This window comes from Micrococcus sp. TA1 (assembly GCF_014199555.1).
Taxonomy (GTDB): Bacteria; Actinomycetota; Actinomycetes; order Actinomycetales; family Micrococcaceae; genus Citricoccus.
This window is the reverse complement of sequence record NZ_JACHNW010000001.1, coordinates 431,736-458,511: the sequence shown is the minus strand read 5'-3', so window position 1 is coordinate 458,511 and position 26,776 is coordinate 431,736. Positions and strand designations below refer to the sequence as shown.

The window sequence follows — 26,776 nt, the reverse complement described above, 5'->3', positions numbered from 1 at the left end:
GATAGCATCGGGGCATGCTAGAAGCCAGCACGGACCGGGTCGCCGACCTCCCGGCCGAGACCAATGCCACCGACCATGTCCTGGCCGTGGCGGCCGCCCGCCCCCACTCCCCCGCGTACGCGGTGCGCAACGGTGCCGGCGGCTGGGTGGACGTGTCCTACGCGGCCTTCCTGGAGCAGGTGCGCGCGGTGGCGAAGGGGCTGATCGCCCGGGGCGTGGAGCCGGGGTCCATGGTGGGGATCATGGCCCCCACGAGCTACGAGTGGGCCGTGATCGACCAGGCCATCTGGTTCGCCGGGGCCGCCTCCGTGCCGGTGTACGAGACGTCCTCCCCGCACCAGGTCCAGCACATCCTGACGGACTCGGGCACCCGGCTGGTGTTCACGGCGGCCGACCGCCAGGCCGACGCCGTGCGGCGGGCGGCCGCACTGGCCGGCGTCGAGGTGGGCATCGAGTTCCTGGACGCCGCCGGGCTCGCCGCACTGGCCGAGGCCGGGCGGGGCGTGACGGACGCGGCGCTGGAGGCCGCGCGCTCGAGCGCCACGCTGGCCGACCTCGCCTCGCTCGTGTACACCTCCGGGACCACCGGGCGGCCGAAGGGCACCCGGATCACGCACGGCAACTTCGCCGTGGGCGCGGTGAACCTGCTGCCCTTCGCAGAGCAGATCGTGGGCGGGGGTGAGCAGCGCACCCTGATGTTCCTGCCGCTGGCCCACGTGCTCGCCCACGCCGTGCAGTACGTCTGCCTCGTCGGCGGCATCCAGATCGCCCACGCCTCGGACCTGAAGACGCTCACCGCCGACCTGGCCTCCTTCCACCCCACCTGGCTGCTGGCCGTGCCGCGGGTGTTCGAGAAGCTCGACGCCGGCGCCGCCGCCAAGGCCCGCGAGGGTGGCACCGAGAAGGTCTTCGCGGCCGCCCGGCGCACGGCGGTCGAGTACTCCGAGGCGCTGGACTCCCAGGCCCGCGGCGAGGGCAACGGCCCGGGCGCGCTGCTGAGGGCCCGGCACGCCCTGTTCGACCGGCTCGTGTACCCCAGGATCCGGGCCATCCTGGGCGGGGCGGCGAAGTACACCGTCTCCGGGGCGAGCGCGCTGAACCCCGAGCTCGCCCACTTCTTCCGCGGCGCGGGACTGGGCATGCAGGAGGGCTACGGCCTGACCGAGACCACGGCCCCGGCCACCCTCAACATCCCCGGCCACACGCGGGTGGGCTCGGTGGGGCTGCCGGTGCCCGGCACCACCATCCGGATCGCCGACGACCGGGAGATCCTCATCAAGGGCCCCATCGTGTTCGACGGATACCACCGGCTGCCGGAGGAGACCGCCGCCGCCTTCGACGCCGACGGGTTCTTCCGGTCCGGGGACATCGGGCGGCTGGACGAGGACGGCTTCCTCTACGTCACCGGGCGGAAGAAGGAGATCATCGTCACCGCCGGCGGCAAGAACGTCTACCCCACCCCGCTGGAGGAGGCCATCCGGTCCTCCGGGGTGGTCTCCCAGGTGGTCGTGGTCGGCGACGGGCGGCCGTACGTGGGCGCGCTGGTCACCCTGGATCCCGACGGGCTGTCCCAGTGGGCGACCGCCCAGGGCCTGCCGGCGCCGACCCTGCAGGAGGCCTGCACGGACCCGCGGGTACGGGACGAGGTGCAGAAGGTGGTGGACGCGGCCAACGAACAGGTCTCCCGCGCCGAGTCCGTGCGCCGGTTCCTCATCCTCGACACCGAGCTCACCGAGGAGTCCGGCCACCTGACCCCCTCCCTGAAGCTGCAGCGCAAGGTCGTCATGGACGACTACGCCGCCGCCATCGAGGACCTCTACCGGGCGGACTGATCCCCCGGGCCCGGCCTGTCCGTGGAACGCGACGGCGGCCGGGAGCACCGTGCTCCCGGCCGCCGTCGCGGACGCGTGGTCAGGCCGCGTCCGCCCAGTCGTTCCGGCGCCGGATCAAGTCCTCCTGGGCCAGCCGCGAGTCGTACCGGCGCCGCCGGGTGGGCCAGGTGAACACCAGCGTGAGGACCAGGGTCAGCAGGACGAGCACGCCCACGGCCAGCCCGGCATCGATCCAGAACTGGTTCGGGTAGAGCCGGATCAGCGCGTCGCTGGCCAGGAACGTCCACGTGCCCTCGGCGAAGAACAGGCCGTGGAACGCGGCGAAGAACTGCTGCCAGCCCAGCACCGCCAGCACGCCGAGCGCGATCAGCACCACCAGCATCCACAGGGACCCGGCGAACAGGGCACGGCGGATCCCGCCCTTGGCGGCGCGGGACAGCGCCACCATGAACAGCAGGCACAGCAGGCCCAGCAGCAGGCCCACGCCCATCGTGATGAGCATGACGAGCTTGACGTCCGTCATGTGGGAGACCTCGGTGCCCGTGAACAGCGCCGACCCGTCGTGCTGGAGGTCCCCGAGGTAGCGCTCCGGCGCGGCGTTGAACAGGTAGTCCATGCCCGCGGACCCGTAGGTGAGCCGGTCGTCGGTGGTGAAGCCGTACGGGTCGTCCGGGAAGCCCGGGCGGTGGTACTCGATCCACAGGAACACCGGCGAGGCGACGAGCCTCACGGCGGCGATGAGCACCACCACCGGGAAGAAGACCGCCAGCAGCACCTGCATCACCCGCGGTCCCGTCGGGGACCCCTTCAGCGCCTCGTCGCGGGCGGCGGCGCGGGCCTCCGCGTCGCGCAGCTCACGGCGGTTCTCCTCTGGATCCCGCGTGGCCGGCCCGGCGGCAGGGCCGCGGGGGTGCCCCGCCACCGGTGCCGGCAGGCCACCCGGGCCACCGGACCAGGCACTCGCGGGCTGGGGTTCCGGCTCCGGCCGGGCGGTGGCGGTCACCACGTCGGCCTCCGCGCCCCGGGCACGGGCACCCGGCAGGTCCCGGTCCGTGTCCCGTGCCGCGCCTGCCGCTCCTACCGCTCCTGCCGCGCCGATCCCGGCACCGTCGCCGGCGGCCAGGCGCTCCAGTTCACTGCGGTCGATCGACTGGGTGGGCTGGGTGCCAGCCTCGGCCTGGGCGGTCGCGCGCCGGTCGAGACCGGACAGGACCTCGGTGTCGGAGCCCCGGTCGGCGCTCCACCCGGCATCCCGCCCGGCATCCCCCCGGGCATCCCGGGCGGCGGACGCCGGGATCTCGTCCGTGGAGTGCTCGGCCTCGCGGGGACGCACCCCGTCCGGGCCCGCGACGGTGCTGCCGACGGCCCCGGCGCCGGGCGTGGCCTGAGCGGCTCCGTCCGCGGTCCCGGACGCGGCCTCGCCGCTCCCGCCGCTCCCGCCGCTCCCTTCGGTCCCTTCGGTCCCGTCGGCGGCATCGTCCTCGACGTACGCTGCGTAGTCCAGGCCGCTCTCGAACTGCGGCGCCTCCAGGTCCTCCCCGCGGGTGCCACCCCAGTCGTCGACGGTGTCCCGGTCCTCCCGGCTGTCCCCGCCCGGACTCGTGCGTGCCATGGTGTTGCCTCCCGCTCGTTGCGCTGTCGCCTGACCTCGGCACCGAGCCTAGTGTCGTCCGGACCCCAGCCGTCGGGGGCGCACCGCGACCGGGCACGATCCCCTCTCCTCCCGGCGTCGGCGGGGCCGCACTCAGGCGGTGAGCCGGCGGGCGCCGGCGTCGTGGGCCTCGAGGTCCCCGGTGGCCCCGGCACGCACCGCGCGGCGGCCAAGCACGAGCGTGTAGGTCCAGTACGCGGCGAGCACCGCGGCCCCCAGCCCCAGGCGCAGCCAGTGGGGCAGCGCCGAGGGCGTCACGAATCCCTCGACCACCCCGGAGACGGCCAGCACGAGCACCAGGCCGACGGCCACGGTCATCAGGGACCGGCCCTCCGCGGCCAGGGAGTCCAGCCTGGTCCGCTGGCCCGGGGCGACCCAGGCCCAGAAGATCCGCAGGCCTGCCGCCCCGGCGATGAAGATGGCCGTCAGCTCCATGAACCCGTGCGGAAGGATGTACAGGAAGAAGGTGTCCAGTTCGCCGTGGGCGGCCATCACCCCACCGGAGATCCCCACGCCCTGGGCGTTGAGGAACAGGACGTAGGGCACGAAGTAGCCGGTGATGCCGAAGGCCACCTCCTGGGCGGCGATCCAGGCGTTGTTCGTCCAGACCTGGCCGGCGAAGGACGCGGCCGGGTTCTCGGAGTAGTACCCGGTGAACCGCTCCTCGGCGTACTCGCGCACCTGGTCCTCGCTGCCCAGCGCGGCCAGCACCTGCGGCTCCTGCGCCACCCAGAGGCCGAACCAGGCCGCCACCAGGCAGAACAGGGCCCCGAGGACCACGGTCAGCCAGCGGATCCGGTAGAACGCCGCGGGCAACTGCTCCACGAAGAAGCGGGAGAGCCCGGCCGCCGCGTTGGACGGGGCACCCGTGATGCGGTTGCGGGCCCGGGACAGGACCATGGACAGCCCGACCGCCTGGGGGCCGTCCGGGTCGTGGGCCTGCACCACGGCCAGGTGGGCCGAGGCCCGGCCGTAGAGCTCGAGCAGCTCGTCGGCCTGCCCGGCGTCGAGCCGGCGGGTCCTGGCCAACGCGTCGAGACGCTCCCACAGGGAGCGGTGCACGGCGGTGTAGGCGTCCAGGTCCACGGTCCTCAGGGTACCGGCGGCTACGCTGGCCCGAGGCCCGCTCCGCAGGGCCCGACGAGGGAGGACGCATGATGACCACGGTGGTGACCGGTGAGGCCGTGGTCCTGCAGGTGCGGCCGGCCTCGTTCGTGGTGCGCGCCGGCGGCGCACTGCTGGACGGCCTGGTGATCGCCGGGGCCTTCGCGCTGTCCGCATGGGCCCTGGCGGCCACCGTCGGCGAGGGGCTCGACCCCGCGGCCGCCCAGGCCACGGTCCTCACCCTGGTGGTGGCCTGCCTGGTCGGCCTGCCCCTGGCGTGGGAGACCGTCAGCCGGGGCCGCTCCCCCGGCAAGCTCGCCTTCGGCCTGCGGGTGGTCCGGGACGACGGCGGCGCGGTCCGGTTGCGGCACGTCCTGGTCCGCGTCCTGCTGGGCGTGTTCGAACTGTGGATGACCTTCGGTTCGGTGGCGGTGCTGGCCTCACTGTTCAACGAGCGGGGCAAGCGGCTGGCGGACATGGTGGCCGGTACCCGGGTGGTCACCGAGCGACGGCCACGCGTGCCGGCACCCCTGCCCGGGGTGCCCGGGACGATGACGGGCTGGGCGGCCGTGGCCGACGTCGGGCGCATCCCGGATGCCCTGGCCGCCTCCGTGGCCCAGTTCCTGCGCGCCGCGGACCGGGTCCCCCCGATCACCCGGAACGCCACGGCCGTCCGGCTGGCGGCCCGGGTGGCGCCCTTCGTGGCCCCGGGACCGCCCGCCGGCGCCACCATGGAGGAGTTCCTGCTGGCCGTGATGGCCGAGCGGCGCAACCGGGACTACGCCCGGCTCACCCGGCAACAGCGGGCCACCGAGGCAGCCGCCGGGCGCATGCGCTCGCTGCCCTACGCCTGACCGCCGACCATATCCTGGAAAAACCCGTCAGGATGGACAAATCCCCCGGTCATACCGGGGGGATTTGTCCATCCTGTGATGGGTCAGAACGAGAGGACAGAACTCAGTAGCGGTAGTGGTCCGGCTTGTAGGGGCCGGCCACGTCCACGCCCAGGTACTCGGCCTGGTCCTTGCTCAGCTCCGTCAGGTGCGCGCCGAGGGCCTCCAGGTGCAGGCGGGCGACCTTCTCGTCCAGGACCTTGGGCAGGACGTAGACCTGCTTGCCGTACTCCTCGCCGGTGATCGAGCCGTGGCGGGCGAAGAGCTCCATCTGGGCCATCACCTGGTTGGTGAAGGAGGCGCTCATGACGAAGGACGGGTGCCCGGTCGCGTTGCCCAGGTTCAGCAGCCGGCCCTCGGAGAGCACGATGATCGAGCGCTCGGTGTCCGTGCCGGTGTCGAAGGTCCACTCGTGGACCTGCGGCTTGATCTCGGTCTTGACCACGCCGTCCACCCGGGACAGTCCGGCCATGTCCAGTTCGTTGTCGAAGTGGCCGACGTTGCCGACGATCGCCTTGTCCTTCATCTGCAGCATGTCCTGGGCCATGATGATGTCCTTGCCACCGGTGGTGGTGATGAAGATGTCACCGGAGGCCAGGACCTCGTCCAGGCGGACCACCTGGTACCCGTCCATCGCGGCCTGCAGGGCGTTGATCGGGTCCACCTCGGTGACGACCACGCGCGCGCCCTGGCCGCGGAAGGCCTCGGCGGCCCCCTTGCCGACGTCCCCGTAGCCGCAGACCACGGCGGTCTTGCCGCCGATCAGCACGTCCGTGCCCCGCATGATGCCGTCCGGCAGCGAGTGACGGATGCCGTACTTGTTGTCGAACTTGGACTTGGTCACGGCGTCGTTGACGTTGATGGCCGGGAACAGCAACTGGCCGGCCTCGGCCAGCTGGTAGAGCCGGTGCACGCCCGTGGTGGTCTCCTCGGTGACGCCGCGGATGCCCGCTGCGATCCTGGTGAAGCGCTGCGGGTCCTCGTGGATGGAGGCGCGCAGGGTCTCCAGGATGATCTGGTACTCCTCGGCGTCGTCCGTGGTGGGGCTCGGCACGGCGCCGGCGGCCTCGAACTCCACGCCCTTGTGCACCAGCAGGGTGGCGTCGCCGCCGTCGTCCAGGATCATGTTGGGGCCCAGCTCCGGGTCCTGGTCCGCGCCGGGCCAGACGAGGATCTGGGAGGCGGTCCACCAGTAGTCGGACAGGGTCTCGTTCTTCCAGGCGAAGACGGGCACCCCGGCCGGGGCCTCGGGGGTGCCGTTGCCGACGACGACCGCTGCGGCCGCCTCGTCCTGGGTGGAGAAGATGTTGCAGGACGCCCAGCGGACCTCGGCGCCGAGGGCGGTGAGGGTCTCGATCAGCACGGCGGTCTGCACGGTCATGTGCAGCGACCCGGCGATGCGGGCCCCCTTGAGGGGCTGGGCCTCGCCGAACTCCTCGCGCAGGGCCATCAGTCCGGGCATCTCGTGCTCGGCCAGGCGGATCTGGTGCCGGCCGGCCTCGGCCAGGGACAGGTCGCGGACGGCGAAGTCGAAGGTGGCCCCGGGCACGGTGACGCGGTTGGCGTAGCCCGGATCGGTCGCGGGGCTCGGGGCGCTGTCGGCAGGGATCTCAGTCATGCTCCCCAGCCTAGAACAGTCAGCGGGCCCGCCCGGGCCTAGCGTTCGCCGGAGTCACGCAGCAGGCGCAGCACGGGCCGTCCCGGCCGGGCCGGGGCCTCGCCGTTGAGCGGTTCCGGCCGGGGGCCGGCGTCGGGACCGGTTCCGCGGCGCACCGTGGGCCGCGGGGGGTCCTCCCGGGGCGCGGGCTCTCGCACGGCGTGCGCGAGGGCCAGCAGGTCGTCGGGTTCGGGCGGCGGGTGCGGGACGGAGCCCTCCGGCGCCTCGATGCGCAGCAGTTCCCAGCCCTTGGGCGCGGTCATCGTCCGCGCGTGACGCTCGCACAGGTCGTAGGTGTGCGGCTCGGCCAGCCGGGACATCGGCCCCAGGACGACCGTGGAGTCGGCGTAGTTGTACGTCAGGGTCGCCACGGCCGCCGTCCGGCAGCTGGTCTTGGAGCACTGGCGTATCGATCCCACGGCAGACCACCCTACCGCCCCGGCGGGCTCTCGTGGGGAGGCGTGCCCGGTACACACCGGGGCGGTGCGGGACTAGCATCGAGTCATGATGTCCTTCGAACCGATTGCGGTCACTGGGGGCGCTGGAACCGGGGTCCCCGGTGTTCCGCCCGCGCGCCACGCCCGGCGGGACCGCCGGGGCCGGGGACTGCGCGGCCCGTTGCTGCCGGGAGTGCTGCCCGGGTCCCGCACGCGCAATGAGAGGTTCGACGACCACCTGGCCGCGGCCGTCGAACGGCTGGCGGAACTGTGCGGACCGGCCGTGGAGCAGGCGCGCTTCCGCGCCACCATGGTGCCCGAGGGCCTCGAGGAGCGCCTGGAACTCGTCCGGGTCTGGGGTGCGGAGCTGGTCGAGGACCCCACCGGTACCACCCGGCGGGACCCTGACGGCACCGTGGTGATCACCATCCACCGGCGGCCGATCGAGGCCCGGTGCCCGGCCCCGTCGTTGCTGGCCGACCTCGTCTACGGGGCGGTCGTGGAGCAGTGGGCGGCACTGACCGGCGTGGCCCCGGAGTCCGTGGACCCCGACTTCCACTGGTAGGCCGTGCCGGCCCGGCCGGGGGTCAGTACCCGACCCGCACCGGCAGCCCGCCGGACCGCTCGACGCGCGGCGTCACCGGATAGGCCGAGATCCCCTGGGCGGTCCGGACCGAGACCCCGGCGTGGACCTCGCCCTGCACCGTGGCCAGCAGGACACCGGACACGGTGTCGCCCGTGTCCGCCAGTCCCGCGGCCGACACGGTCCGCGTGGCCGCCGGACCGATCCGCCGCACGGTCGGCTCACCGAGGCTCCCGTCGGCGAGCACGGGCGTCAGTTCCACCGCACCGCCCTGCTCCGCGTAGAGCGCCAGGGTCGAGGTGGCGGAGGACGGCAGCGCGACGACCCGTTCCACCCCCAGGGGACGGACGGCGGGCACGGAGGACACGTCGATCGGCCCCCCGGCCGTGCCGCTCTGCCCCTGGGCGCTGGCCGTCACGGGCGCGTCCGCACTGACCGCCACGGTGTACGTGCCCGCGTCCAGGCCGGTCAGCGGCACCCGCACCGTGGACCCGGCCCCGACCCGCACCACCCCGCCGCCGGGCAGCTCCGCCGGCCCGTCGGGACCGCTCACGGACACCTCCGCGGTCGCCGCGAGGCTGGGGGCGGCGATCGTCACGGCGGGCCCCACGCCCTCGTAACCGTCCTGGCCGGCGATCCCGCGTACCGTCCGGGGACCCGGCACCGCGACACCGGGCACGACTGTCCGGGGCGCGGGCGCCGCCGTCGGCTGGATCACGTCCACCCCGCCCGGGACGAGGCCGAACAAGCGGTTCTGCTGGATGAAGGCGCCCACGGCCCCGCCCTGGGCACTGACCCGCACGGCTAGGTGCTGCTCGCCGGGGGCCAGGCCGCCCAGCACCAGGGAACGGGTCTGCCCCGGGGCCAGGACGATGCCCGCCGTGCCGGCCGCCTCCACGGGCCCCTCGGCGCCGTACAGGCTCAGGTCGACCGTGCTGGCGCTCGCGGAGGGGTTGGACAGGACGAGGACGGCGGTGGTCCCCACCGTCGTCGCCGCCCCCGTCAGCCAGTGCTCGTGGGCCGGGGGGATGCAGGAGGTGGCGTCCGTGCCGGCCAGGTCCCCGTCCGCGGCGGAGTACGCCGAGACGGTGTCCGCCCCGGCGGGCTGCCCGCCCAGCGGTTCGACCGCGACGGCGGCCGCCTCGCCGTCTGCTCCCCCGAGCGCCTCGACGCTGGCCTCGCGGACCGGGACGCCGTCCGGCCCGGCCGTGGCCGGCTCACCCTGCTGGACCCGCTCGGGCTGGCGCGGGGTGAGCCGCCGGGTCTCCTGGCCGTCCCCGGCACTCGCACCCGGCACCAGGGGACGCAGGGTGCTGCCCGGGAACCGGCCGGCCAGGTTGGACAGTAGGACGGAGGTCAGGCTCGAGTCGGCCGTGGTGGAGACGGGACTGAACTGGGTGTCCGTCCCGTCCCCGGCGCCCCGGGCCAGTCGCGGAGGCGGCGGGCACACGCCCTGCGCGGGGGCCGCGGAGAGCCGGGCGGGCGCTGCCGTCCCGTCGACCGCGGGCGCCACCGGGGCCGCCAGGCTGCCCAGCGCCACCGCGCCGGCCACCAGGAGCACGACGCCCGCCCCGGCCACCCCGGCGGACACCCGCCCCCGCCGGCCCAGTCCGCGTTCGTGCGCGTGCAGGGCGGCCTGGCGCCGCTGGTCTCGCGCGGCGGCGGCCTGCTGTGTCTTGCGCTGTCCCCTGCTCACCGGCTCGTCGTCCGACCGGGGTGAGTGCTGGAAGGCGTTCATCGCCGGACCGTCCCCTCGCGTGGCCCGCGGTGTCCCCCGCCGGGCCGTTCGCGCGTCCCGGCGTGGGCATCGGCGCGGGCGTCGGTGCGGCGCACCGGGGACGGGATGGCGAGCAGGACGGCGAGCACGAGCAGTGCACCGCCGATCCACCAGGTCCAGCTCCCGCCGGACGGCTCGTGCCACACCTGGAGCCGTCCGCCGCCGGCGGGCAGCTCGAAGGCCTGGGCCCAGTCGCCACCGGTCACGGCCACCGGTTCCAGGGGTGCCCCGTCGAGGGTCGCCCGCCAGCCAGGGTCGGCCCGCTCGGCCAGCACGAGGCGCCGGCCGCCCTCGGCCTCCTCGCCCTCGCGCGCGGCGGTCGCCGTGGCGATCCGGGTGTCCACCCGGTCCCCGTCGCGGGCCACCAGGTGGGTGGTGTTCCCCGCGGCGTCCTCCAGTCGGACGCGCGCCGTGGTGAACCCCATCCGGTCCTGCAGTCCGTGGTCACCGGCCACCGGGATGCCGCCGTCCCGGGACGGGATCACCCGCCACAGCCAGCCGGAGTCGGTCAGGCCCACCGGGGCCAGGCCGGGGACCGCGTCGATGGAGGCCGCGGTGCCGAGCTCCCCGCCGTCGGTGTCCCTCAGCACGACGAAGGCCGCGCCGAAGGACTCCAGCACCGGGCGCGGGTCCGCCGTCGTGCCGGAGACCAGACCGGCCGCCAGGCTGCGCAGGGCCTCGTCCGCGGCGTCCGGCGTCGCGGCCCGGGGGTCCGGGAGCGGGCCGGACAGCGACCGGGCCGCCCACCCGGCGCTGAGCCGGTCCAGGGTGGGCCCGGTGCCCCCGGCGAGGCGGACCTGCAGTTCCTCCGCGCGGCGTTCCAGCACCACGGTGCGGGTGGCCAGCGCACTGGTCCCCTGGTCCGCGGCGGTCGCCGGGACCAGCCGGACGGGACTGGCCACCACGGCGGACCCGGTCCCCAGGGTGGACAGCTCCGGATCCGGCTCGCCGTCGCCCGAGCGCAGCTCCAGTGACTCGGTGCCGGCCGCCTGGAGGGCCTCGGCCGGGACGGCGCGCGGGATGACCCAGAGCCCGGCCGTGAGCAGGACGGAACCGGCCGCGGCGGTGGCGAGCACGGCGGCGCAGGTGCGGCGGGCCGCGCCCGGGGCCCCGAGGACGGTGGAGCCCGCGACCGCCGCGAGCAAGACCCCGAGCACGGCGGTCGAGGTGAAGGGGCCGGTGAACACGGTGACCAGCCGGCCGTCGGTTCCCAGGGAGACGGCGACCAGGGGGGCCACCGAACCGGCCACGACGGCGAGCACGGTGAGGAGCGCCGCGGCGCGGGCGACCTGTCCGGCCCGGCCGCGACGGGCTGCGCCGACCACGGCCAGCACGAGCACCGGGAGGCCGATCACGAGTGCGGCGGTCAGCGCCCAGGGGAAGCCGGGGATCCAGGCGTCGAGCCAGGGCAGGGCCCGCAGCCCGGAGTCCGGGGCGAAGGCCTCCGGGAAACCGAGGAGCTGCTGCCAGGCCGGGGCCGGGTCTGACGCCTGGGGGACGCCGGGATCACCCAGGACGGCCCGTAGGTCCGTCCAGTGGGTCACCAGGGCGGGCAGGAACAGGGCCAGCGCCGGAGCCGGGGTCCACCACAGCGTCCGGCCAGGCCAGCGCAGCACGGCGGCCAGCGCCAGTACGGCCCCGGAGAGGACCGGCAGCAGCGCGGGGGACGCCGCACCGATGACGGCCAGCAGCAGCGCGGTCCAGCCGGAGGCGGTCCAGGAGACCACGCCGCGGTGTCCCGGCCGGATCAGGACGTCGGCCGGGACACCGTCCGTGTCCGGACGGTGGGTGGCGGCGGAGCCGGTGGCCCGGAGCACGGCCAGGGCCAGCCACGGCAGCGCCAGGTGCACCAGCAGGGCCCCCGGCCTGCCCTGGCCCGAGGCCGTCAGCAGTGCCGGTGAGAGTCCCCACAGCAGGGCGGCCAGCAGGCGGGCGGCCCGGCCACGGTCCACGGCGCCGGCCGCTGCCCAGGCACCGAGGGCCGCCAGCGGCATGGCCAGGATCGTCAGCCAGACCAGGACCGCCGAACCGTGACCGGTCGCCCCGAGCACGGCCAGGACCAGGCCGAAGGGGCCGGGCTGCACGGAGGCCCCGGCCCCGGCAGCGGACCAGTCGGCGGTGGCGTGGTGCCACACGTCGGCCGGCGCCCCGGACAGGGGCAGCAGGGAGCCCCCGGACAGGGCCTCGGCACCCAGGAGGTGGCGCAGGCCGAAGAGGCTCAGTCCCCCGAGCAGCAACAGGGCGAACACCAGGCCCGTTCCCACCCAGGCACGTTCGGGGGTCGCCAGGGCGGTGAAGTCGTCGTGGTCGCCGGTCGCCTCGGTCCCGGTGCCGGTGGACCCGGTGCCGTCCCCGATGACCTCGTCGGGCGCCTCGAGGTCGACGAGGCTGCGCCGGTAGGAGCGGACCTCGTGTCGGTCGGCCCGCAACGGGTCGACGACGGACCGCGGCGCCCGCCGGGTACGCCGGGCCTGTCGCCTGGACCGGGCCAGCGAGCCCGGGCGGACGAGGGTGCGCACGGTCCCGTTCAGGTGGGCGGCACCCCGGCCGGGCTCCTTGGCGAGCAGGGCGGCGAGGAATCCGCCGAGTCCGGCGAGCAGTCCCCCCACCCAGAGGAACGGCAGGGCCAGCGGCCGGGCGTGCTTGAGGCGCAGCCAGAGCGAGGACTCCCGCACGGCGGCCGTGCCGGCGGACAGGCCCTCTCCCGCGCCGTCGTGGCCGACCACGGCCTCGGGAACGACCACGACCCGGTGCCCGGCGAGACGGGCGCGCCAGCAGAGGTCGACGGCGGCCGCGGGGGCCGGCCCCTCGGGGTCCAGCCCGCCCAGTGCGGTCCACACGTCCGCGCGGACCAGCAGTCCCGGGGCGGAGACCGCGAAGACGTCGGTGCGCCCGTCGTACTGGCCCTGGTCCAGCTCGCCGGGCTCGATCAGGCTGACCGGCTCGCCGGCGCCGGTGACCGCCAGGCCGACGTCGAGCAGGTGGCGGGGCCGGCCCGGCTCGACCTGCTTGCACCCGGCGATCGCCACGGAGGGGGAGGTCTCCACGGCCGTCAGCAGCCGGCGCAGGGCGTCGGGGGCGGCCCGGGCGTCGTCGTGCAGCCACCACAGCCAGTGCTCGGCGCCGCCGGGCCCGGCGTCCCCCGGGGAGCCGGGGAGCGCGAGCCGGTCGGCGAGCCGGGTGACGGGTGACTGGATGAACCGGACGGCCCGGCCGGCGTCGTCGGCCATGCGGGAGAGCGCCTCCCTCAGGTCGTCGTCCGCCTCGCGCGCGAGGACGACGACGATGCCGTCCGGGGCGCGGTCCTGGTCCAGCAGGGAGCGGACGGCGTCCGCGGCCAGGTCCGGCCGGCGGTCGACGACCACCGCGGCGGTGACGTACGGGTCGGTGCGCTCACCCCCGGCGACGTGGGCCGGGAGGGTGGCAGGAGAGGGGATCAGACCGACCGCTTCCGCAGGCGTCGCCTCTCCCGCTCCGAGAGTCCGCCCCAGATGCCGAAGCGCTCGTCGTTGCCCAGGGCGTACTCCAGGCACTCGCTGCGCACGGTGCAGGCGCTGCAGACCTTCTTGGCGTCCCGCGTGGAGCCGCCCTTCTCGGGGAAGAAGGCCTCGGGGTCGGTCTGCGCGCACAGGGCGTCCACCTGCCAGGCCAGCTCGCCGTCGACGTCCCGGGGGTCGGCGAAGCCGGGCAGGCCCAGCCAGGCCACCGGACGGTCCGCCCCCGCGCTGCCCGGGGTCCGGTCGGCGCGCTCCGGCGCCGGGCCTCCGGGATGCAGGGCCGTGACGGTGGCGTGCCCCTGCCCGGCGTCCGGGTCCTCGGTCCCGTCGTGCTCGGCCAGGAAGGCCGTGGCCTGGTCCTCGAGGGACTGATCCTCCTGCAGCCGGCGTGCGGCGTCCGGGTCCGCCGGGTCCAGGAACCAGTCGGCGGGGACTGCCCGTCCGGGGTGCGTGCCCTCCAGTGCCCTGACACTGCCGTTCTGCTGGATCCTCTGGACCTGCTGGGCATTCTCCATGCGATTCCTCCCCGTTCTCACGCTGCTGGCCTCCGAACCGGGATCTCCGGCGCTGGTGGCGTGGGCACGGGCTCGGGGCGCGCCAACCGACCACCTCCTCCGCGGGAACCGGGGCACACGCCCGACCCATCCCACGCGGGATGTGGCCCGAACACAACGGAGGTCAGTGGTGAGCGGTGGGAAGCGCCGGGGTCACCGTGACCGTTCTGCAGTGAATTACATCCGTGTAACTCGCCGTTCGTCAAACCGGGACGAGACAATGTCAGAGAGCGGACGGCGCAGGCTGTACCGACACGCCGCCGCTGCCACCGGCCCGACCGGCGTGTCGTCTCGAGCCGTCCGGACCACTCTAGGGTGGGCGGGGCGGGAACGCGCAGACGGGCCCCTGACGTGAGAGGACATCGCACCATGGTCAACCTGGGAACACCTGACCGCACCGGCCGCGGACCGGCCGACTGGTTCGAGGCGGTGGCCGCCTCGCCCCGGCCCGCCGTGGTGGACTACGCCGCGGGTGAGGACCGGGTGGAGCTGTCCGGGCGGGTGCTGGCGAACTGGGCGGCCAAGACCGCGAACCTGCTCGACGCCGAGGGGCTGGGGACCGGGTCGACGGTCGCCGTGGACCTGCCGGTCGGCTGGCAGCCGCTGGCCCTGCTGCTGGGTACGGCGCGGGCCGGCGTGGACGTGGTGTTCACCGCCGGCGACTCCGCGACGGACGCCGACCTGGTGGTCACCGACGCCCCCTCGGCCTGGGCCGGCTCCCCGGCCGAGCTCTGGGCGGTGGCCCCGGGGGACGACGGGTTGCCGGGCCACGCGCTGGACTTCACCGCCGAGGTGCGCGTGCAGGGCGATCGCTGCCCCCTGCCGGTGCCGTCCGGCGACCTGGCCGCACAGGCCCGGGACTGGGCCGACGCCCCTGGCCTCACGGGAACGGACGAGACGGACGGCACCGGCCGGCCGGCCCGGGACGCGGACCCCTCCGTGCGCTGGCTCCGGCGGGACCGGGGGCTCGTGGTGGCGGCGAGTGGCCGACGCCTGCACCGTGGCCTGGCGGGCGCCGTCCTGCAGGCCTGGGCCGCGGGCCTGCCGGTGGTGCTGGTGCCCACCGGTCACGCCGGCGACGACGCCTCGGCCGGGATCATCGCGGCCGAGCGGCTGGGCGACGTGGTGGACGTGGTGGAGGGGCCGGAGGGGCAGGCACCGGGCTGAGGCCGGAGCGGGCCCCGTGGGCCCGGCCCGCGCGCACGGCGGGGCGGTCAGTCGACCGCGTCGGTGCGTCCGGGAGCCGCGGTCCCGGTGGCCGGGGGGCCGGCCTCGGCGGGGGTGCGTGCCAAGGCCGGCGGCGCGGCGTCCTCGGAGTCCCGCCCGGTGCGGTGCCTGGCCGGGGTGTCCTGGGTGTGGATGACGGGCACCTGCCCCGTGAGCCGCTCGCGGTCGTGGGCGAACTGCGGGTCCGCGTCCAGCTCCTCGGTGAAGACCCAGAACCGGTAGGCGAAGAACCGGAAGATGGTCCCGAGGATCAGGCCGACCACGCTGCCGGCGATGAAGATCCCGGTGGTGGAGGTGACGCCCAGCCAGTACTGCGCCACGAAGACGCAGGCGGCGGCGATCCCCATGCCGATCACGTTCATGATGGCGAACAGCACGAACTCGCGCATCACGTTGCTCTGCCGGCGGTGCCGGAAGGTCCAGAAGCGGTTCGCCGCGTAGGAGAAGACCGTGGCCACCACGCTGGCCACGACCTTGGACTTGACGTTGCTGCCCTCCATCGGGCCGGCCATCAGCCAGAGGAAGACCACGGAGTCCACCACGAAGGCAGCGGCTCCGACGGCCCCGAACTTGGCGACCTCCCGCCACAGCATGGCGACCAGGGCCACGAGACGTTGCCACAGGTTGCTGAACATGGGCGTGGGCAGACTCCTTCGGTGGGTGAGGCCGGACGGGTCCTGGGCAGGACGGTCGCGGCTCCGCCGGACGGGGCAGGACGCGGCCCGCCGGAAATGTACCTGCCGAGTGTAGAACGCTTTCCTGCCGGTTTCCTGACAAGTCCGGCAACCGGACGGTTCCGTCGACGAGGCCCGGGCCGCGGTGGGTACCCTTGGTCCGTGAGTTTTCCTGTGATCGGTGTTGTGGGCGGCGGACAGCTGGCCCGGATGATGGCTCCTGCCGCCACGGCCCTGGGCGTTCGCCTGAGGGTCCTGGCCGAGGGGGGCGACGTCTCGGCCACGACCGCCGCGGAGTGCGTCGTGGGCGACTACCGCGACCTGGAGACGTTGCGTGACTTCGCCGCCTCCGTGGACGTGGTGACGTTCGACCACGAGCACGTGCCGGCCGAGCACCTCAGGGCGCTGGAGGCCGCCGGGGTGAACCTGCAACCGGGTCCGGACGCCCTGCAGCACGCCCAGGACAAGCTGCTGATGCGGCAGGCCTGCGACCGGCTCGGGCTGCCCAACCCGGCCTGGGCAGCGGTGACCACCGTCGACGAGCTCATCGGGTTCGCGCGCCGTGTCGAGTTCCCGGTGGTGCTCAAGACCCCGCGGGGCGGGTACGACGGCAAGGGCGTGCGCGTCGTGGCCTCCGTCGAGGACGCCGAGGACTGCCGTGACTGGTTCGGGCTCGGCTTCGAGGCCCTGCTCGTCGAGGACCTGGTGGAGTTCTCCCGGGAACTCTCGGCACAGGTCGCCCGCACGCCCTCGGGGACCACGGCGTCCTATCCCGTCGTGGAGTCCATCCAGACCGACGGGATCTGCGACGTCGTCACCGCACCGGCACCGGGGATCGACCCCCGCACCGCCCAGGCCGCCGAGGAGGCCGCAGTCACCCTGGCCGAGGGGCTCGGCGTGACCGGCATGCTGGCGGTCGAGCTGTTCGAGACCCCGGGGATCGGTCCGGGATTCATGGTCAACGAGCTGGCGATGCGCCCGCACAACTCCGGCCACTGGACCATGAACGGCGCCGTCACCGGCCAGTTCGAACAGCACGTCCGGGCGGTGCTGGACCTGCCCCTGGGCGCCACGGACACCCTCGGGGCCTACACCGTGATGAAGAACTACCTCGGCGGCGCCAACGAGGACCTGTACTCGGCCTTCCCCGCCGCCATGGCCGCCCACCCGGAGGCGAAGATCCATGCCTACGGCAAGTCCGTCCGCCCGGGCCGCAAGATCGGGCACGTGAACGTCGTCGCCCCCCTGGCGGAGGACCTCGCCGCGGCCCGAGAGGCCGCGGAGAGCGCCGCCGCGATCATCCGCGACGGCCACCGCGCCCAGAACGAGCCGCGCACCGCGGCCGCCGACGACCTCCAGGAGCAGTCATGACCGGCACCCCGCACACCCCGTCCCCGGCCCGGGTGGCCGTGGTCATGGGATCGGACTCGGACTGGCCGGTCATGCAGGCCGCCGCCGAGGCCCTGGAGGAATTCGGCATCCCCTACGAGGCCGACGTCGTCTCCGCCCACCGCATGCCGCACGAGATGGTGGCCTTCGGGACCGCGGCCCACGAGCGCGGGATCCGGGTGGTCATCGCCGGCGCGGGCGGCGCCGCCCACCTTCCCGGGATGATCGCCTCCACCACGCCGCTGCCGGTCATCGGCGTCCCGGTGCCGCTGAAGACGCTGGACGGGATGGACTCGCTGCTGTCCATCGTGCAGATGCCCGCCGGGGTCCCGGTGGCCACCGTGTCCATCGGCGGTGCCCGGAACGCCGGGCTGCTGGCCGCCCGCATCCTCGCCGCCGGCACGGACGAGGAGGCGGTCCGGCTGCGCGGGCAGTTGATCCGTTTCGCGGACGAGCTCAGGGAGACCGCCACCGCCAAGGGTGGCCGGCTCCGTGAGTCGCTGGCCGGCCGGCCGGGTTACCACCAGCCCGCCTCGCCCGCCGACCGCTCATGACCCGGCCGGCAGGCACGGGACACCCGGACCGGGCAGTGAAGGTCACCGGGCCATGACCTCCCACACGCAGCCCCAGGGCACCACCCGCGCGGCGGCCGGCGGTGGGGATCCCGTCCGCGCCCCGGAGACCGGCACGGTCCCGCAGCGCACCAAGCGGGCCTGGATCCTGCTGGCCCTGACGCTGTTCGTGCCCGGCGGCGCCCAGGTGGTGGCCGGCGACCGGCGTCTCGGCCGGGCCGCGCTGCGGGTGACCCTGACGGTGTGGGCGCTGGCCGTCGTCGCGCTGGTGCTGTTCTTCGTCAACCGGGACCTGCTGATCCGGATCGGTGCCAACACCTGGGTCCTGCTGGGGTGCATCGTGGCGCTGGCCGGTCTGGCCATCGGCTGGGCGGTGCTCTGGGTGGACACGTTCCGGCTGCTCCGGCTCCGGCTCGTGGCCCCGGGCATGCGGCCGCTCATCGCGTTCGCCTCGGTCCTGCTGCTGCTGGTGACCTCCGGGGCCCTGGGCTACGGCGCGTGGGCGGTGAACGCCGGGCGCAGCACCCTCACCTCGATCTTCCCGCCCGGACAGGCCATCGAGCCGGTGGACGGGCGCTACAACGTCCTGCTGATGGGCGGGGACGCGGGTGAGGGACGGATCGGCCTGCGGCCCGACTCCATCCACGTCGCCTCCGTGAACGCCGAGACCGGCCGGACGATCATCTTCTCCATCCCCCGCAACTTCCAGAACGCCCGGTTCACCGAGGACTCCCCGCTCTGGTCCGCCTACCCGGAGGGCTTCTCCTGTGGGGACGAGTGCATCCTCAACGCTCTCTACGTGGACGTGATGCAGAGCCACCAGGACCTGTACCCGGGCGCGCAGGACCCGGGCGCCGAGGCCATGAAGGATGCCGCCGGGGGCATCCTGGGGCTCGAGGTCCAGGCCTACGCCATGGTGGACATGGCCGGCTTCGCCCAGCTGATCGACGCCATGGGCGGGGTCACGGTGACCTCCGGCGGCTGGACCACCTACCGCGGGCACCGTCCGGACGGGCAGTGGGGCAACGCCTGGTGGGGGCCGGGGACCTACACCTTCAACGGCGAGCAGGCCCTGGCGTTCGCCCGCTCCCGGCACTTCTCCACCGACTACTCCCGGATCCGCCGCCAGCAGTGCATCCAGTCGGCCATGCTGGCCCAGTTCAATCCGCAGACCCTGATCCCGCGCTTCCAGGGCATCCTGGAGGCCGGTGAGCAGATCGTGGAGACCGACCTGCCGGGCCAGCAGCTGGGTACCTTCGTGTCCCTCGCCTCGAGCGGCCGGTCCCAGTCCACGGGCCGGCTGACCATCGGCGCCCCGGACTTCGGGGACCAGGGCGACCGGTTCACCACGTTCCCCGACTTCGACCTGATCCACCAGCGCGTGGGGGAGATGCTCTCCGAGGACGGGACGCCGCAGGCCGCCGGCGCAGTGCCCGCCCCGTTCCTGTTCGTGGACGCCGCCGCCGGGATCCTGACGGCCGGCACGGGCAACATCGACTCGCAGGGCGCGGACAGCGACAACCCCGACGACTGGCCCGCCCCGCCGCCGCAGCCCGACGGCGACCCGATCACCGAGGACTGGCTGATGTACCTCGAGGACACCGGGCAGACCGGCCTGCTGGAGGAGGCGGCGAAGACCAACCACCTCTGCGTGGCCGGCCGCGGCTAGCCGGCCCGTGCACTGCGGCGCCGGTCAGGCCTCGGCGGTGGCGAGCCGGTGCCTGCGGGTCACGTCGGAGACGATGTGCTCGGCGATCGCCAGGGACGAGGTGGCCCCGGGAGAGGGGGCGTTGCGCACGAGGGTGGTCCGGCCGATGCCCTCGATGACGAAGTCGTCGACCAGGGTGCCGTCCCGGTCCATCGCCTGGGCACGGATGCCGCGGGGCACCGGCGTGGACACTGCACCCGCCAGGGACGGCACGTACCGGACCGCTCCGGCGAGGAACCTGGTCCAGGAGGCCACCGCGCCCAGTTCCCGGACGGCCGCCCGGACGTTGCTGCCGGCGAACCTCCAGAATCCGGGGGTGGTGGCCACGTCCAGGGTGTCCCGCAGGCCCACGCGGTGTCCGGTGTAGTTCTCGCGCCCGAGGGACAGGAAGGCATTGGGCCCGACGAGCATCTCGCCGTCCACGCGCTTGGTCAGGTGGACCCCCAGGAACGGATAGGCCGGATCCGGCACGGGGTAGACCAACCCGTTGAGCACGGTGCGGTGTTCCGCGGCCAGCCGGGAGTACTGGCCGAAGAACGGGACGATCCTCGGATAGGGGGAACCACCGGCCAGGGCGGCGATCCGGTCCGACTGGAGTCCCGCACAGGCGATGACGATGTCGAAGCACCTGCTGCCCTCCGGCGTGGTGACCACGCAGCGGTCCTCGAGGTTGGCCAGCCCGGTGACCTCCGCTCCCAGGCGGACCGCTCCCCCGGCCGCGCGCACGTCGTCGAGGAGGGCCCGCGTCACGGCCGCGTAGTCGGTGATGGCCGTCTGCGGCGAGTGCAGGGCCAGGCGCCCGACGGCGTGGGGCTCGATCTCACGGATCCCGTCCGGCCCGACCAGCTGGACGCCCGGCACGCCGTTGGTGACCGCCCTGCCGTGGATGGCGCGCAACCGCTCCTCCTCGTCCTCGCGCAACGCCACGACGAGCTTCCCGCACTCCTCGTACGGCAGTCCCCGCTCCCGGGCATAGTCACGGAGCAGGGTCGTCCCCCGGCGGCACAACCGGGCCTTGAGGCTTCCGGGCTGGTAGTAGAGACCGGCGTGGACCACCCCGGAGTTGTGGCCGGTCTGGTGCGCGGCCGCCTGGCCCTCCTTGTCGAGGACGGTCACGGAGTCGTCCGGGAACCGCCGGGTCAGCTCCCGGGCGACGGCGGCACCGATGATGCCGGCACCGATGACGGCGAAGGTGGTCATGGACGAAGGATATCCAGCGCCCCCACCGGGGGTGTCCCGGTGAACGGAGCGTGTCCGGTGGATAGGCTGGCACCATGTTCCTGCTGCGCAATGCCATCCGTGACTATGCCTGGGGCTCCGCGACCCTGTTGGCCGAGCTGCAGGGACGCACCCCCTCGGGCCGTCCGGAGGCCGAGCTGTGGATGGGCGCCCACCCCGGGGCCCCCTCCGGCGTCGTGCCCGCCGCGGACCCCTCGGCCACGCCGGTCCCCCTGGACGAGTTGATCGCCCGCGACCCGCAGGCCCTGCTCGGGCACGCCGCCCGGTTCGGCCGGCTGCCCTACCTGGTGAAGCTGCTCGCGGCCGGCCGGCCGCTGTCCATCCAGGCCCATCCCACCCTGGACCAGGCCCGCGCCGGGTTCGCCGCCGAAGAGGCCGCCGGGATCCCGATCACCGCGGCGCACCGCAACTACCGCGATGACAACCACAAGCCCGAGATGGTGCTCGCGCTGACCCCGTTCACCGCCCTGTGCGGCTTCCGCTCCCCCGAGGACGCCGCGCGGTCCTTCGACCGGCTCGCCGGGGCCCTGGCCGAGCACTTCGAGGGCGCCGACGCCGGCCCCGGCACCGCGGCCGCGGTCCTGGCCGCCACGCTGCGCGCCGGCGACCTGGAGGCGGCGTTCTCCACCCTGCTGGACCCCGAGGGCGGCTGGGCCGCCGGCGCCTGGGTCCAGGACGTCGTCGCCGCCCTGCGCCGGGCCCCGCGCGTGCTGGAGGAGGACCTGAACCTGTCCACCGCCGTCGGGATCTGCGAGCACTACCCCGGCGATGCCGGGGTGATGGTCTCCGTGCTGCTGAACCGGGTGGACCTGGCCCCGGGACAGGCCATCCACCTGCCGGCCGGCAACGTGCACGCCTACCTGCACGGGCTCGGCGTGGAGGTGATGGCGGCCTCGGACAACGTGCTGCGCGGAGGACTGACGCCCAAGCACGTGGACGTGGACGAACTGCGCCGGGTGGTGCGCTTCGAGGCGCTGCCGGTGCCCTACTGCACCCCGCACGCCGACGGCGCAGGCCGCCTGGTCTTCCGTCCGCCCTTCGAGGAGTTCCGGCTCGAGCGCCTGGACCTGCCCGCGGCCACCGGAGCGACCCTGACCGCCAACGGACCGGTCATCGCGGTCTGCACGGCCGGGACGGTACGCATCGACTCCGGTCACGACAGCGCCCTGCTCACCCCCGGGCAGTCCGTGTTCCTCGGCGCGGCCGAGGGCCCCGCCGTGGTGCGGCCCGGCGACCGGGACGCGGCCCGGGACGGGACGGGGGTCAGGACAGGGTCCAGGACGGCGGACGGGGCGGCGGCCACGCCGGGGACCCTGTTCGCGGTCACCCTCCCCTAGCGTCCCCGGCCGCTGTCTCGGCCCGCCGGCCGGACCGGCCCCGAGACGACGACCGGCGGCCGGATCCGTCCCCCGGACACGGGGCTGCCCGTCCAGGACGGGGCGAATCCGACCGCCGGTCGAGCGGGAGGGTCAGCGCCGGGACGGGGAGACCTCGGTGTCGATCCACTTCTCCCACTTGCGGGCCTGGTGCTCGGCCTCCACGATGCGCACGGTGCCGGACTTCGAGCGCATGACCATGGACTGCGTCACCACGCGGTCGTTGTAGTAGCGCACCCCGCGCAGCAGGTCGCCGTCCGTGATGCCGGTCGCGGCGAAGTAGCAGTTGTCCGACTTCACCAGGTCATCCGTGGTGAGCACGGCGTCGAGGTCGTGCCCGGCGTCGAGGGCCTTCTGGCGCTCCTCGTCGTCCTTCGGGGCCAGCCGGCCCTGGATGACCCCGCCGACGGCCTTGATGGCGCACGCGGTGATGATGCCCTCCGGGGTGCCGCCGATGCCCAGCAGCATGTCCACGTCGGTGCCGTGGCGGGCCGCGGCGATGCCGCCGGCCACGTCCCCGTCCATGATGAACTTCACGCGGGCCCCGGCGGCGCGGATCTCCTCGACGAGCTTCTCGTGGCGCGGGCGCTCCAGCACGCACACGTTGAGCTGGCTGACGGGCTTGTTCAGGGCCTTGGACACCAGGTGGATGTTCTGCTTGATGGGCAGGCGCAGGTCGACGAAGTCAGCGGCCTCGGGGCCCACGACCATCTTGTCCATGTAGAACACCGCGGACGGGTCGAACATCGCACCGCGCTCGGCGACGGCGAACACGGACAGCGCGTTCGGGTAGCCCAGGGCGGTCAGGCGGGTGCCGTCGATGGGGTCCACGGCGACGTCGACCTCGGGGCCGGTGCCGTCACCGACATGCTCGCCGTTGAAGAGCATGGGCGCCTCGTCCTTCTCGCCCTCGCCGATGACGACCACGCCGTTCATCCGGACCGTGTCCATGAAGGCGCGCATGGCGTCCACGGCGGCGCCGTCGGCGGTGTTCTTGTCCCCGTAGCCGACCCAGTGGCCGGCGGCGATGGCTGCCGCCTCGGTGACCCGCACCAGCTCGAGCGCGAGGTTGCGGTCCGGTTCCGTCCCGGACACCGCCAGGTTGCGGTTCAGCATGTTGTAGTCAGCGTGCTGTTCTGCCGGCTTCTGGGCCGTGACCCTCTGGGCCGGAACCTCGTTGTTCGCGGACTGGTCAGTGCTCACCGTGTGTCTCCGTCTGCAGGGTACGTCTTGCGGACTCATCCTAGTGTCCGGCGCGGTGGCAGAATGGACCGGTGACCTCCCCCGAGCCAGAGACCGCCGCCGCCAAGCCCCGCCTGACCCAGAAGCAGGTGAAGCGGGCCGGCCAGTCCGCCCGTGCCATGGTGATCAGCGTGCTGGCCACGCTGGGCATCGCGTTGCTGGTGGTGCTGCTCAATCCCGGGTCCACGGAGCAGACGTACGACCGGGACGTCGATGTCCGGGCCGCCGCCGAACAGGCCACGGCGACCGCCGGCTTCACCGCCGCCGCGCCGGGCCTGCCCGAGGGGTGGACGGCCAATTTCGCCCGCTGGAACGGTGCCGGCGCCGACCGGGTGGAGTTCTGGGAGGCCGGTTACCTCACGCCGGAGGAGGAGTTCGCCGGTTTCAAGCAGACGGCCCAGGCGAACCCCACCTGGGTCTCCCAGCAGATCCGCAACGCACCGCTGACCGGCTCGCGCACCGTGGACGGCACCTCGTGGGACCTGCACGAGCCCGCGGACGGGGACGCGTACCTGGTGACCGAGCTGGACGGCACCACGATCATCGTCACGGGTTCGGGTGAGCTGTCCGACATGGATACGCTGGCCGGAGCCATCCAGCAGTACCTCGAGGAGGACGCAGCATGACACTGACCCCCACCCGCGCCTATGAACTGATGCGCGAGGGCAACGAGCGCTTCGTCTCCGGCACGTCCCGGCACCCGAACCAGGACGCGGCCCGCCGAACCTCCCTGGCGAGCGGGCAGGACCCGATCGCCGTGCTCTTCGGCTGCTCCGACTCCCGGCTGGCCGCGGAGATCATCTTCGACCTCGGCCTGGGCGACCTGTTCGTCATCCGCACCGCGGGGCAGGTGATCGACGACGCCGTGCTGGGCTCCCTGGAGTTCAGCATCGACGAGCTCAACACCCCCCTGATCGTGGTCCTGGGCCATGACAGCTGCGGCGCCGTCACCGCCGCCGTCGACTCCTACACCAGCGGCGAGATGCCCGCCGGGTTCCAGCGCTCTCTCGTGGAGCGCATCATGCCCTCCGTCTTCGCCGCCCGCCGCCAGGGGGTCGAGGACGTGAACGGCACCGTGGCCGAGCACACCGTGCAGACCTGCCAGCGGCTGGTGGAGTCCTCGATGTCCGTGGCCCGGGCCGTGGAGCAGGGCCGCACCGCGATCGTGGGCCTGACCTACTCCCTGGCCGAGGGCACCGCCAACGAGGTCAAGGTCATCGGCGACCTCGAGCCCGCCGAGGGCGCCGCCGCCGGCTGAGCCCGTCCCCCCGGGCCGCGGCCCGGGGGCCTCAACCGCGGATGAGGTGCAGCGAACGGGCCACGGTCACCGCCTCGGTGCGGTTGCCGACCCCGAGCTTCTGGAACACGTGGTTCAGGTGGGTCTTCACGGTGGCCTGGGAGATGAACAGCCCGGCCGCGATCTCCCGGTTCGTCCGTCCCCGCGCCAGCTGCTCGAGGATGTCGATCTCCCGGGGGCTCAACGACGGCCCGGCTCCCGGTCCCGCGCCCAGTGCCCGCCGGGCCAGTCCCGCCGGCAGGGTCCAGGTCCCGGCCGCGGCGTTCCCGACCGCGTCCCGCAGCTCCTGCGCGGAGGCGTCCTTGAGCAGGTAGCCGGCCGCCCCGGCCGCCAGCGCCGCCTGGACGTCGGACACCGCACCGTAGGTGGAGACGATCAGCACCGGCACCTCCGGGTGGTCGCCGCCGAGCCGCCGGGTCGCCTCGATCCCGGAGGGCCCCTCCCCCAGCTCGATGTCCATCACCACGACGTCCGGCCCCTCCCCGCGGGCCCGCAGCCGGTCCACCAGGTCCCGGGCCTGGCGGGCGGTGGCCGCCTCGGCCACCACCTGCAGGGTCCCGCCCGCCTCCAGGACCGCGCGCAGGCCCGCCCGCACCACGGGGTGGTCGTCCACGAGCAGCACCCGCACCGGCTCCCCGGACCGCGGGCCCGCCTGCCGCTCCCCGCTCATTCCCCCTCCTCGCCGTGATCGCGTCCGCCCCGGACCCGGTCCCCACCCGGTGTCGGCCGCGCCGGCAGCGGCAGGGCCAGCGCCACCACCGTGCCCCGGCCCGCGACCGCGCCCCCGGGGCCCTCGTCGGCGTCCTCCACCGTGAGGGCCCCGCCCAGTCCCTCCGCCCGCTCCCGCATCGTCCGGATGCCGAAGCCCTCGGCGTTCCCGCCCCGGCCGCGGCCGTCGTCGTGGACGTCCAGGGTCACCAGGCGCGGATGGACCGCCAGGGTGACCACGCAGTGCGCCGCTCCCGAGTGCAGCAGGACGTTGGACAGTGCGGACTGGGCCACCCGGAGGACGGCGGTGGCGCCGTCCCCGCCCAGCGCGGCGCCGTCCTCGGGACCGCGGAAGGTCACGGTGAGCCGCGAACCGGCCGCCCGGGCCGTTCCCTGGACCGCCCGGCAGGCGTCCGCGAGCACCGTCGCGAGGTCGTCGCCGGCCCCGCGCTGCTCCACCAGGGCGCGGACCTGGACGAGGTTCTCGGCCGCTGACCGCTCGATCTGGCGCAATTGCCCGGAGAGCGGTCCACCGGGGTTCCGGTCGAGGGCGGCACGGGAGAGCAGCACCACGGAGGCCAGTCCCTGGGCCAGGATGTCGTGCAGGTCCCGGGCCCAGCGTTCCCGTTCGGCGAGCGCCCCGGCCTGGCGCTCGGAGGCGGCCAACCGGTCCTGGGCGGCGCGCAGTTCCACGCTCGTGCGGCGCTGGATCCGGGCCTCCTCCAGGAACAGGGCGTAGGCGGCGGACATCACCACGGCCACCACGGCACCGAGGACCGGCCCCACGACCGACCCGACGTCGAGGGTCCCGCGATGGGCCAGGAACCCCGCCAGCACGCTCCCCGTCAGCAGCAGCACCAGCACGAGCGCACCGGGCCGCGAGCGACGGCCGACCAGGTGCAGGTGCAGGAAGAACAGCGGGAACACCAGCCAGGCGAAGTCCACGTGCACCGCCAGCAGCGCCCACCAGGCCACGGTGACCAGGAGCAGCCACGTCGCACGGCCGCGCCCCGCGATCCCGCCGTCCGCCGCCTCCCAGTCGGCCCGGTCCGCGCGTCGTTTCTCCACGATCGTGCCGGCCAGGTAGACCGCCGCGAACAGTGCGGCCAGCAGCACGGTCAGCCACGCGGCGCCGTGGTCCCCGGTCCGGAGGGCGGGTGCGAGTGACCGGATGAGCCCGATCAGCAGCAGCACGGCCACGGACACGTGCAGCACCACCCGCATGGTGCGCAGCAGCACGGGAATGCGCGTGCCGGCCGGCGGGGCGTCAGCGTCGGTGTCCACCCGAGCAGGCTAGCCCGGGCCCGGGCGGTCCCGGGTGCCCGGACTCAACCGAAGGGTTGACCCCGGACCGCCCGG

General features: G+C 74.3%; 22 protein-coding genes. 10 read left to right on the top strand and 12 right to left on the bottom strand.

Going from position 1 to position 26,776, the window contains the following annotated elements; translation table 11 throughout:
• Positions 1–14 precede the first annotated feature (14 nt).
• A complete protein-coding gene (locus GGQ69_RS01910) occupies positions 15–1,832 on the top strand; it encodes a long-chain fatty acid--CoA ligase (RefSeq protein ID WP_183523885.1) in 1,818 nt (605 codons plus the stop codon).
• 79 nt (positions 1,833–1,911) lie between these two features.
• On the opposite strand, the gene GGQ69_RS16350 is transcribed toward GGQ69_RS01910, so the two are convergent.
• Both GGQ69_RS16350 and GGQ69_RS01900 read right to left on the bottom strand, forming a co-directional pair.
• Positions 1,912–3,444, bottom strand: a complete 1,533-nt coding sequence (locus GGQ69_RS16350) for a TIGR01906 family membrane protein (protein WP_255459388.1) — start codon at positions 3,442–3,444, stop codon at positions 1,912–1,914.
• 132 nt (positions 3,445–3,576) lie between these two features.
• Positions 3,577–4,569 carry a stage II sporulation protein M gene (locus GGQ69_RS01900; protein ID WP_183523882.1) on the bottom strand — a complete coding sequence of 331 codons (993 nt, stop codon included), beginning with the start codon at positions 4,567–4,569 and terminating at the stop codon, positions 3,577–3,579.
• 68 nt (positions 4,570–4,637) lie between these two features.
• Between GGQ69_RS01900 and GGQ69_RS01895 the strand changes: the two genes are divergently transcribed.
• A complete protein-coding gene (locus tag GGQ69_RS01895) occupies positions 4,638–5,441 on the top strand; it encodes an RDD family protein (protein ID WP_255459387.1) in 804 nt (267 codons plus the stop codon).
• 103 nt (positions 5,442–5,544) lie between these two features.
• On the opposite strand, the gene ahcY is transcribed toward GGQ69_RS01895, so the two are convergent.
• Both ahcY and GGQ69_RS01885 read right to left on the bottom strand, forming a co-directional pair.
• Positions 5,545–7,098, bottom strand: a complete 1,554-nt coding sequence (ahcY, locus tag GGQ69_RS01890) for an adenosylhomocysteinase (RefSeq protein ID WP_010142919.1) — start codon at positions 7,096–7,098, stop codon at positions 5,545–5,547.
• Between the two features lie 38 nt (positions 7,099–7,136).
• The gene (locus GGQ69_RS01885) at positions 7,137–7,508 is read right to left on the bottom strand and encodes a DUF3499 family protein (RefSeq protein ID WP_370577069.1); all 372 of its coding nucleotides are present in this window, start codon (positions 7,506–7,508) and stop codon (positions 7,137–7,139) included.
• A gap of 133 nt (positions 7,509–7,641) precedes the next feature.
• Between GGQ69_RS01885 and GGQ69_RS01880 the strand changes: the two genes are divergently transcribed.
• Positions 7,642–8,139: a metallopeptidase family protein gene (locus GGQ69_RS01880; protein ID WP_141565900.1), complete on the top strand. Its 498-nt coding sequence runs from the start codon at positions 7,642–7,644 to the stop codon at positions 8,137–8,139.
• A 22-nt stretch (positions 8,140–8,161) separates the two neighbouring features.
• On the opposite strand, the gene GGQ69_RS01875 is transcribed toward GGQ69_RS01880, so the two are convergent.
• The 3 genes from GGQ69_RS01875 to GGQ69_RS01865 all read right to left on the bottom strand — a co-directional run bounded on the left by GGQ69_RS01875 (position 8,162) and on the right by GGQ69_RS01865 (position 13,946).
• Positions 8,162–9,895: a DUF5719 family protein gene (locus GGQ69_RS01875; protein WP_183523876.1), complete on the bottom strand. Its 1,734-nt coding sequence runs from the start codon at positions 9,893–9,895 to the stop codon at positions 8,162–8,164.
• Positions 9,892–13,299 (bottom strand): glycosyltransferase, encoded by a 3,408-nt coding sequence (locus tag GGQ69_RS01870; RefSeq protein WP_183523873.1) that lies wholly within the window; start codon positions 13,297–13,299, stop codon positions 9,892–9,894. The genes GGQ69_RS01875 and GGQ69_RS01870 overlap by 4 nt, the downstream gene beginning before the upstream one ends.
• 71 nt (positions 13,300–13,370) lie before the next feature.
• Positions 13,371–13,946 (bottom strand): WhiB family transcriptional regulator, encoded by a 576-nt coding sequence (locus GGQ69_RS01865; protein WP_183523870.1) that lies wholly within the window; start codon positions 13,944–13,946, stop codon positions 13,371–13,373.
• Between the two features lie 408 nt (positions 13,947–14,354).
• On the opposite strand from GGQ69_RS01865, the gene GGQ69_RS01860 reads away from it, so the two are divergent.
• Positions 14,355–15,152, top strand: a complete 798-nt coding sequence (locus tag GGQ69_RS01860; RefSeq protein ID WP_183523867.1) for a TIGR03089 family protein — start codon at positions 14,355–14,357, stop codon at positions 15,150–15,152.
• A gap of 47 nt (positions 15,153–15,199) precedes the next feature.
• Here GGQ69_RS01860 and GGQ69_RS01855 read toward each other — a convergent pair whose 3' ends face one another.
• Positions 15,200–15,847 (bottom strand): GtrA family protein, encoded by a 648-nt coding sequence (locus GGQ69_RS01855; protein WP_183523864.1) that lies wholly within the window; start codon positions 15,845–15,847, stop codon positions 15,200–15,202.
• 201 nt (positions 15,848–16,048) lie between these two features.
• On the opposite strand from GGQ69_RS01855, the gene GGQ69_RS01850 reads away from it, so the two are divergent.
• From GGQ69_RS01850 to GGQ69_RS01840, 3 genes are read left to right on the top strand one after another with little or no spacing between them, the layout of a single operon-like run.
• Positions 16,049–17,257: a 5-(carboxyamino)imidazole ribonucleotide synthase gene (locus tag GGQ69_RS01850; RefSeq protein WP_183523862.1), complete on the top strand. Its 1,209-nt coding sequence runs from the start codon at positions 16,049–16,051 to the stop codon at positions 17,255–17,257.
• On the top strand, positions 17,254–17,829 hold the full coding sequence (gene purE, locus GGQ69_RS01845) for a 5-(carboxyamino)imidazole ribonucleotide mutase (protein ID WP_183523858.1): 576 nt from the start codon (positions 17,254–17,256) through the stop codon (positions 17,827–17,829). Before GGQ69_RS01850 ends, purE begins: the two co-directional genes overlap by 4 nt.
• A 52-nt stretch (positions 17,830–17,881) precedes the next feature.
• Positions 17,882–19,516 carry an LCP family protein gene (locus GGQ69_RS01840; protein WP_183523855.1) on the top strand — a complete coding sequence of 545 codons (1,635 nt, stop codon included), beginning with the start codon at positions 17,882–17,884 and terminating at the stop codon, positions 19,514–19,516.
• A 24-nt stretch (positions 19,517–19,540) separates the two neighbouring features.
• On the opposite strand, the gene lhgO is transcribed toward GGQ69_RS01840, so the two are convergent.
• Positions 19,541–20,755 carry an L-2-hydroxyglutarate oxidase gene (lhgO, locus tag GGQ69_RS01835; protein WP_183523852.1) on the bottom strand — a complete coding sequence of 405 codons (1,215 nt, stop codon included), beginning with the start codon at positions 20,753–20,755 and terminating at the stop codon, positions 19,541–19,543.
• Between the two features lie 74 nt (positions 20,756–20,829).
• On the opposite strand from lhgO, the gene manA reads away from it, so the two are divergent.
• Positions 20,830–22,131, top strand: coding sequence for a mannose-6-phosphate isomerase, class I (manA, locus tag GGQ69_RS01830; protein ID WP_183523849.1), 1,302 nt, complete (start codon positions 20,830–20,832; stop codon positions 22,129–22,131).
• A 132-nt stretch (positions 22,132–22,263) separates the two neighbouring features.
• On the opposite strand, the gene glpX is transcribed toward manA, so the two are convergent.
• The gene (gene glpX / locus GGQ69_RS01825) at positions 22,264–23,286 is read right to left on the bottom strand and encodes a class II fructose-bisphosphatase (protein WP_029138971.1); all 1,023 of its coding nucleotides are present in this window, start codon (positions 23,284–23,286) and stop codon (positions 22,264–22,266) included.
• Between the two features lie 158 nt (positions 23,287–23,444).
• Here glpX and GGQ69_RS01820 point away from each other — a divergent pair, with 158 nt between their 5' ends.
• Positions 23,445–24,038, top strand: a complete 594-nt coding sequence (locus tag GGQ69_RS01820; RefSeq protein WP_183523846.1) for a DUF4245 domain-containing protein — start codon at positions 23,445–23,447, stop codon at positions 24,036–24,038.
• Positions 24,035–24,670, top strand: coding sequence for a carbonic anhydrase (locus GGQ69_RS01815; RefSeq protein WP_183523843.1), 636 nt, complete (start codon positions 24,035–24,037; stop codon positions 24,668–24,670). The genes GGQ69_RS01820 and GGQ69_RS01815 overlap by 4 nt, the downstream gene beginning before the upstream one ends.
• Positions 24,671–24,701: 31 nt before the next feature.
• On the opposite strand, the gene GGQ69_RS01810 is transcribed toward GGQ69_RS01815, so the two are convergent.
• Together GGQ69_RS01810 and GGQ69_RS16760 are read right to left on the bottom strand one after the other, a co-directional pair.
• Positions 24,702–25,379: a response regulator transcription factor gene (locus GGQ69_RS01810; RefSeq protein WP_183523840.1), complete on the bottom strand. Its 678-nt coding sequence runs from the start codon at positions 25,377–25,379 to the stop codon at positions 24,702–24,704.
• The gene (locus GGQ69_RS16760; protein WP_183523837.1) at positions 25,376–26,701 is read right to left on the bottom strand and encodes a histidine kinase; all 1,326 of its coding nucleotides are present in this window, start codon (positions 26,699–26,701) and stop codon (positions 25,376–25,378) included. The genes GGQ69_RS01810 and GGQ69_RS16760 overlap by 4 nt, the downstream gene beginning before the upstream one ends.
• Positions 26,702–26,776: the final 75 nt, after the last annotated feature.

Excerpts from the sequence above, each read along its gene's own strand:
- GGQ69_RS01910 (WP_183523885.1), top strand. The coding sequence starts at position 15 with ATGCTAGAAGCCAGCACGGACCGGGTCGCCGACCTCCCGGCCGAGACC.
- GGQ69_RS16350 (WP_255459388.1), bottom strand. The coding sequence starts at position 3,444 with ATGGCACGCACGAGTCCGGGCGGGGACAGCCGGGAGGACCGGGACACC.
- GGQ69_RS01895 (WP_255459387.1), top strand. The coding sequence starts at position 4,638 with ATGATGACCACGGTGGTGACCGGTGAGGCCGTGGTCCTGCAGGTGCGG.
- ahcY (WP_010142919.1), bottom strand. The coding sequence starts at position 7,098 with ATGACTGAGATCCCTGCCGACAGCGCCCCGAGCCCCGCGACCGATCCG.
- GGQ69_RS01880 (WP_141565900.1), top strand. The coding sequence starts at position 7,642 with ATGATGTCCTTCGAACCGATTGCGGTCACTGGGGGCGCTGGAACCGGG.
- GGQ69_RS01875 (WP_183523876.1), bottom strand. The coding sequence starts at position 9,895 with ATGAACGCCTTCCAGCACTCACCCCGGTCGGACGACGAGCCGGTGAGC.
- GGQ69_RS01865 (WP_183523870.1), bottom strand. The coding sequence starts at position 13,946 with ATGGAGAATGCCCAGCAGGTCCAGAGGATCCAGCAGAACGGCAGTGTC.
- GGQ69_RS01860 (WP_183523867.1), top strand. The coding sequence starts at position 14,355 with ATGGTCAACCTGGGAACACCTGACCGCACCGGCCGCGGACCGGCCGAC.
- GGQ69_RS01855 (WP_183523864.1), bottom strand. The coding sequence starts at position 15,847 with ATGTTCAGCAACCTGTGGCAACGTCTCGTGGCCCTGGTCGCCATGCTG.
- purE (WP_183523858.1), top strand. The coding sequence starts at position 17,254 with ATGACCGGCACCCCGCACACCCCGTCCCCGGCCCGGGTGGCCGTGGTC.
- GGQ69_RS01840 (WP_183523855.1), top strand. The coding sequence starts at position 17,882 with ATGACCTCCCACACGCAGCCCCAGGGCACCACCCGCGCGGCGGCCGGC.
- lhgO (WP_183523852.1), bottom strand. The coding sequence starts at position 20,755 with ATGACCACCTTCGCCGTCATCGGTGCCGGCATCATCGGTGCCGCCGTC.
- manA (WP_183523849.1), top strand. The coding sequence starts at position 20,830 with ATGTTCCTGCTGCGCAATGCCATCCGTGACTATGCCTGGGGCTCCGCG.
- glpX (WP_029138971.1), bottom strand. The coding sequence starts at position 23,286 with ATGCTGAACCGCAACCTGGCGGTGTCCGGGACGGAACCGGACCGCAAC.
- GGQ69_RS01815 (WP_183523843.1), top strand. The coding sequence starts at position 24,035 with ATGACACTGACCCCCACCCGCGCCTATGAACTGATGCGCGAGGGCAAC.
- GGQ69_RS01810 (WP_183523840.1), bottom strand. The coding sequence starts at position 25,379 with ATGAGCGGGGAGCGGCAGGCGGGCCCGCGGTCCGGGGAGCCGGTGCGG.